Annotated in this window: 7 protein-coding genes; 4 read left to right on the top strand and 3 right to left on the bottom strand. The window is 34.6% G+C overall.

The features are described from left to right. Both QA612_RS20865 and QA612_RS20860 read left to right on the top strand, forming a co-directional pair. The coding region (locus QA612_RS20865) for a DUF2339 domain-containing protein (protein ID WP_278285769.1) at positions 1-941 on the top strand (941 nt) is incomplete at its 5' end. Between the two features lie 311 nt (positions 942-1252). Further along, entirely contained in the window at positions 1253-1675 is a 423-nt protein-coding gene (locus QA612_RS20860) for an RDD family protein (protein WP_278285768.1), read from the top strand. Positions 1676-1806: 131 nt separating this feature from the next. Here the strand turns inward: QA612_RS20860 and QA612_RS20855 are convergent, their stop codons facing one another. Beyond that, positions 1807-2523 carry a DUF2161 domain-containing phosphodiesterase gene (locus QA612_RS20855; RefSeq protein ID WP_278285767.1) on the bottom strand — a complete coding sequence of 239 codons (717 nt, stop codon included), beginning with the start codon at positions 2521-2523 and terminating at the stop codon, positions 1807-1809. 100 nt (positions 2524-2623) lie between these two features. Between QA612_RS20855 and QA612_RS20850 the strand changes: the two genes are divergently transcribed. Continuing rightward, a complete protein-coding gene (locus QA612_RS20850; protein WP_278285766.1) occupies positions 2624-3130 on the top strand; it encodes a hypothetical protein in 507 nt (168 codons plus the stop codon). A gap of 694 nt (positions 3131-3824) precedes the next feature. Here QA612_RS20850 and QA612_RS20845 read toward each other — a convergent pair. Both QA612_RS20845 and QA612_RS20840 read right to left on the bottom strand, forming a co-directional pair. Continuing rightward, a complete protein-coding gene (locus tag QA612_RS20845) occupies positions 3825-4724 on the bottom strand; it encodes a macrolide 2'-phosphotransferase (RefSeq protein ID WP_278285765.1) in 900 nt (299 codons plus the stop codon). 615 nt (positions 4725-5339) lie between these two features. After that, entirely contained in the window at positions 5340-5561 is a 222-nt protein-coding gene (locus QA612_RS20840; RefSeq protein WP_278285764.1) for a hypothetical protein, read from the bottom strand. A gap of 214 nt (positions 5562-5775) precedes the next feature. On the opposite strand from QA612_RS20840, the gene QA612_RS20835 reads away from it, so the two are divergent. Further along, a complete protein-coding gene (locus QA612_RS20835; RefSeq protein WP_278285763.1) occupies positions 5776-6090 on the top strand; it encodes an HNH endonuclease in 315 nt (104 codons plus the stop codon). Positions 6091-6158: the final 68 nt, after the last annotated feature.

The following is a 6158-nucleotide window of genomic DNA, read 5'->3' as shown; positions in this document are numbered from 1 at the left end:
TAGGAACCTTTTTCATTGAGGTTTATGGGTATTGGTCAGGGGCATGGAGACTCTCTTTTAACTTTAACTTTAGTTACTTTGCAATTACGCTGGGATTAATGATAGTAACAAGTTATTATGTATGGATACGGAGGACAGAAGGAGCAGGATCCATTGTCTTTCGGAATAAAAACATAATTGATTATCTTAAATATTTTTCCCTAGGAAATCTTTGGATGTATGTATTGTATGAAAGTCGCTATCTTTATGAGCAATGGATTCCTCGTGAGTTTCCATTATATACGTTTTATGAAATGATGCTTATGGCGTTTGTAACAATTGGCTTAGCATACGCTTTAACAAAGGCGACGTTCTTGTATGACAAAGTCGTAAAATATTATTGCCTCTTCCTTTATGGAATAGGTTCGTTAATTGGTCTTGTTGTCACATTCACCACTCCTACGTTACAGCGGAATTTTTCCGAAAATACTGCAATTGAATTTCTAGCTCTAGGTATGTTAATTACGTTCAATGTACTTGTCTTTTATAGTGGAAGGGATATATTGATTTCCTTTATTCGTCAACAGTATAAGAACCTTGAACTGTATCCTCTAATTCTTGCTGTTTATTTATTAGGTGTTCTCGCTGCTTTCATAAATGTTCAGCTTCATCTTGGGGATGTTGGCTTTGTTTTTAGCTCCGTTTTCTTAGTGGTAGCAATAGCATATATTTTATATGGATTTCAAAAAAAATATGTGTATATTCGACGCCTAGGCTTAGGATTAACACTCCTTTCCACAGGGAAATTGATTTTGTATGATTTATCGTTCTTAACAGAAAGTAGTAAAATTCTTGCTTATTTCTGCTTTGGAATTGCCTTATTAGGAATTTCATATATGTATCAAAAGGTGTCCAGTAATCAAGAAGCGATTTCACATCGAAAGGATGGAAATACCTTTTGATTTGAATACAAGAAAAGATGTGAAGAGTCCTTAAAATGGGGCTCTTTTTGTCCGTATACTTATGGGAGTTTGGATTAAAAGAATAAAAGAAAGGTTAAAATAAAGTATAGGAAAGAAACAGACCACGTGCGTTGTAGTGTACGACACGGGGTGGTCTTTTTTTATCCATAGATAGTTAGCTAGTTATTGTTTAGAAATAAACAGTAGTCAGTAAGTTGAGGGAGAATACAATATAAGGGGAGTTACAAAAGAATACTGATATAGCATCGTAAGTAGAACCGTTTCCATAGTTTCAAGGGAGGAGTTATTTTATGGAAAATGTTGTTTATGTAGGATTCTTGAGAAGGTTTTTTGCTTTTTTTGTGGACATGTTGGTCATTCTTTATCCGTTAAATCTATTCAATCATCTTGTATTTGGATTGGGTGGAGAAAAGGATACGATATGGTTTAACATCCCCATTTTAGTCATCTGGTCTTTGTATAGAATCATCTTACCTGTTACTAAGCTTCAAGGTACAGTTGGAAAAGCACTATTCGGCTTGAAAATAATAGATCACAAAGGAAATAAATTAACGCTAGCAAAATCCACTGGAAGATATTTAAGTGAATTTCTTTCAGTCGTATTATTTATTGGTTATCTTATGGTGGCTTTTACAGAAAGAAAAACAGGGTTTCATGACAAACTGGCCAAAACATATGTAGTTTATAAGAAAAATGCTATACCCCCTAGATAATAGAGGGAGGAGGGTTTGGTTCCTAGTTTTATGCTAAAGCTTTTATCGTATTGGTCTAAGAACACCTTAAAATATCAGAGTAAAATTTTATTCGTTATTTTAAAATAGCATCGTGAGAACCGTCCCCATGATTACAGATGATAATACTTCACAAGATCTGGATACTCTCTTATTTCACGTTTGCCTTTTTCACTTAGGGTATAGATGCCTCTTTTTACACGCACAAACCATCCGTAATAATTTTTACTTAATATGGATTGCGTTTTCTTTCCCGTTCCCATTTGAAGTAAAACTTTTGGTGATAATTCCCCATGATGTTCTAAGTAACAAGCAATTTGTACGCAATTTTCTCGATAAGCGGTCATAATTTGTTTTCTGTTAGAACCACCAATATTATAATCACCACTTCGGCCATTGATTTCTTTTATTATTGCTTGCCTGAGGTATTTTGCTTTTCCCATATTTATGGGACGATGAAAAGGTGTTGGTTCTATGATAACTTCCACTCTTTTTTGTTTCTCTGTGAAGGAAACAAGAATAAGACCTAACTCTAATCTTTGCAGTAAGTGACAAGCATCTCGCCACTTTTTGGAACGAGGGTTGTGTTTTTTCGGCTTCGGGATCGCAATATATACATGGTCTGTTAACCGTTGCCTTTTGGTTGCTTGTATGAGTAGATCCACACTTAAATTCAGTTTTAATTCTACAATCATTAACAGCTCGTCATCTTTTGTTACTGCCATATCACAATTTTTTACTTCCCCATAAACGTCGTACCCTTTACGCTTGAAGTACTTTTGAATGGGTTTGTATAAATCTGACTCTTTTAGTTTCACTTTTTCTTTCAAGGTTAGCACCGTCCAATTAAAAAATACTAGATTTTATTTTATCATATTAGTAGACTTTAATTTAATATATTGAAAAAAGTTTTATCGGGAGGATCAAATAATGAAAACTAATGAAATAATAGAGAAGATAAATAAAGTGGAAAATAAGAGATTAGAAAATGTACATATGCTGACAAAGGAAAATAGTGAACTAAAACTTCATGTGCCTGAGCTTCCTACCAAATGTCCAGGACTGTATTGGTTAGAGACAAATACTCCGAATCATGTTTTCGAAAACTTGGAGTTCCCATTAGAATATCAAAAAGGATTGGTCCCTATAAGTCGGATTATAACAAGTAGAACAAAATATTTACCAAAAATAAATGATGGATGGCATGTAGTATACAATGGAATGCGAAAGGATGTCAGAAGTCGTATTCAATCCCATTTGAGAAAGACAGGGGAGGGAACTGGAAGATTAGGGTTAAATGCTTATCCTGTGTTATCAAAATATGATTGGCGTATCTCCTTCTATTTAATGGATCTAGAAGAGTATAATCTTTTTTCAAGAATTTATGAAAATGGTTGGAGGACAATGTACGGTTGGCCTGCATTATGTAGGGAGTAGTGATGTATCTTCTTGTGTTCAGGGGTAAGGTATCTAACTCCAGTCGCCTTGATCTTTTCTAGTGAGGGGGGATAGGAAATGAAATGAGAAAAAAGCTGTATAAAAGAGTTTATTTCCAGTAATGGTCTAGTAGAGGGGGAAGATTTTGAAATTGTTTCTTATGTAGGTTTGGATGAAAATTATGACTTACAAAGTGTACATCGTTTCTTTAATGTAAGTTATACAGAGGAGCTCCCCAGTGACATGATTCATCATGTTCAGTCGGGAGCTTTATTTGGTATAGCAACAACCTAATTAAAGGGGCTGTCAATGAACTATTAAAGGTGAAGGTTTATATGCAACTGTCGGATCCATCCTGTGATGATCGACTACTTGAATCCTTTTTCAAAAAAAACAGATATTTTTATATGATATTTTAGTTGAAGATCCTAGTAGGATAATCCACAAGCTAGATATGGTATACCAATTGAAAAAAGGGAGGGTATTACCAATTTCAAAAAAGGTTTGAAGTATACAACAAACGGAACTTGATGCCTGTCTCCAAGACCAGTACTGCATACTGCGTCGAGGGGCAGGCATCCATTTTTCCTTAAGAATATAAAAGATAGATTGTAAGCTGAGTTAGGGGCCAATGAAATAAAGGAAGTTCCCTAGTATTTTGAAAATGCATCACGAGAACCGTCCCCATGAATCATTAGTTTTCGCTTGCTAGCATATGTGCAGCTGTCTCATGCATCTCTTTTATACCTGAGACTTGAGCATATTCTGCAACAGTGATGCCTGTCGTTGTTAGAAGTTCAACAATATGCTCTTCCATTCTTGACCAAGTTTTTCCCCCGGCATTGTCATAAGCATCAATTAATTTTGTTAATCCATCTTTACCAAAAAGTAGATGATGTGACATGAAATCTACAGATATATCTCCTATTCCCACTTCTGTCCAATCAATGAAACCAGTAGTGACATGATTGCTCTTATCAATAAGAATATGACCTGGATGGAGGTCACCATGTTTGACCCCTACATGTGTTGGCCAAAGTGAGTCATTAGTTAGCCATGCTTGCCAGCGGTCCCATAAATGTTGATTGACATGGAATTGTTTTTTCACACGATCCATTCGCTGTCTCATAGATGCTCTTAACTCACTAGCATCGAGAACTTCTACACCGATATTTTTAAATGCTCCCTGAGACAATGCGTGTAATTCAGCGAGAGCTTTTCCTAAAGAGTAATAATAATCGGACGGTACATTGTTTTTATCAAAACTCCATACATAGTCTTGCAGTTCAACGTCAATAGTAGCGGCAGGGACACCACTTAGTTGCTTATAGGCAATAAAGTCTTCTGAGAAGTAAGACCAGTCGGGAACTTGAAAGCTTACTAAATGATTAATGATATCTAACGCTTTTTTCTCTTGTAGGGCATGTCTCATAGATTTTAGTCTTCGTGGAATTCTTAGTATCCATTGATCTCCTGTATGATCTTTAGCATGTGCTACTTGAAAATCAACACCAGACTCATTGATTTTTATGGAATCTTCTACTATATCTAGCCCTTTACTTTTTGCTAATTGTTTCACTTTAATTGTATTCATATTTATATCCTCCAAATGTTTGTATTATTATTGTTAACTTTAGGTGGGAAAGTGTTTCGTATAATTTGATAATTAATTGTCCACCTTAATTTTCCATGTGTGTGTGATGTAAAGGGATGGTAATCATAAAGAAACCACAGTCAGGCTACTGTCTGTGGTGTTGAGTAAACGAAAAGCTAACAAGTAGACGGCTAACCGGTTATGAATCCTAGGCATCCGCTTTTTTACCATAAATGAAAAAAACATACGAAAAAAAGACAGATGTGTATATCTGCCTTTCTTCAAGTAAAAAAGTGTATATTTTTCCGTTGAAGATTATTAAAAATGTGCAGACTACTTCCGTTTACCCTGTATTATGAAAACAGAGCCTTTGAACATATTAAATTACTTGTTGTTCAAAGTTTGCTGGCGTAATCTTCCTGCATGCATCATTTTTAAAAACCCACCTTTCAATAATGTAACAATACTATACTTTATTTATATGTATATATCAATAAAAAGATTTGCCTAACCCCATAATGACAATGATAGTCAGAAGGAAGCTGAGTAATTGGGATTAACACTACTTCATACAGTGGGCAATAAATAGTAAAAAACAACTTTTTCTATGTCACCCTATTTGGATTTTAAGAAAATTTTTCCATTATTTAACTCAACCCAATCTAAATCGTTAAATGATTCTTTCTTTCCATACTTTTTTAAGAAATCTTCCTTACATTGGAACACTTCCATCACACCGTTTTCTAAAAAATTCACCATTTGATAAGTATTTAATTTGAAATACTTAGAAATAGCTATTAATTCACCTATATGAACAAAGCTAGGAAGATTCTTCATTATGTTCCACTCCTTTTTAAAAAATTGTGGATATGTCTTTTACTTTTTGTGTTTTGAATTGTAATAATCCTTATATCTTCAATAACTTATTTCTCAATTGTTGCATTACGGTTTTACAAAAAAAACATCTCTCCTTATTAAAATTGCCAAAACTTATGTAATATATAAGAATAACGGAAACCGGAGTGGATATTCTTACAACTTCTATTTTTGAATGGATTGGAGGTGTGGTAGTGTGAATTTTTGTGAGCTTTGTGGTCGTCAGGAGGTAGAAACAACGGTTCATCATCTCTTGCCGAAAGAGATGGGAGGAACGTTTGATGCAACAGCTAATCTTTGTCACCCTTGTCATAAACAAATTCATGCTCTATATACAAATGAAGAAATTGCTGCACGATTAACTACGATTAAGGAGTTGCGGGAGGATGTGCAGTTGAATCGGTTTATCAAGTGGATTAGAAAGCAACCGCCTACTAAAATCATGAAAATAAAAAAATCTAACGAAAGGAAGCGAAAAAATAGGAGGTGAGTCGCATTTAGGAATAATGAAAATATCATACGGTGCCAAAACCCACTGTGCTAAACATTATTGTCGTA

It is taken from the genome of Evansella sp. AB-P1 (genome assembly GCF_029688925.1).
Taxonomy (GTDB): domain Bacteria; phylum Bacillota; class Bacilli; order Bacillales; family Salisediminibacteriaceae; genus Evansella.
The sequence above is the reverse complement of the archived record's forward strand: the minus strand, read 5'-3'. Positions and strand labels throughout refer to the sequence as shown.

What these genes read in the sequence shown, in the direction of transcription:
- QA612_RS20860 (WP_278285768.1), top strand. Translation starts at nt 1,253, where the DNA reads ATGGAAAATGTTGTTTATGTAGGATTCTTGAGAAGGTTTTTTGCTTTT.
- QA612_RS20850 (WP_278285766.1), top strand. Translation starts at nt 2,624, where the DNA reads ATGAAAACTAATGAAATAATAGAGAAGATAAATAAAGTGGAAAATAAG.
- QA612_RS20845 (WP_278285765.1), bottom strand. Translation starts at nt 4,724, where the DNA reads ATGAATACAATTAAAGTGAAACAATTAGCAAAAAGTAAAGGGCTAGAT.
- QA612_RS20840 (WP_278285764.1), bottom strand. Translation starts at nt 5,561, where the DNA reads ATGAAGAATCTTCCTAGCTTTGTTCATATAGGTGAATTAATAGCTATT.
- QA612_RS20835 (WP_278285763.1), top strand. Translation starts at nt 5,776, where the DNA reads ATGGATTGGAGGTGTGGTAGTGTGAATTTTTGTGAGCTTTGTGGTCGT.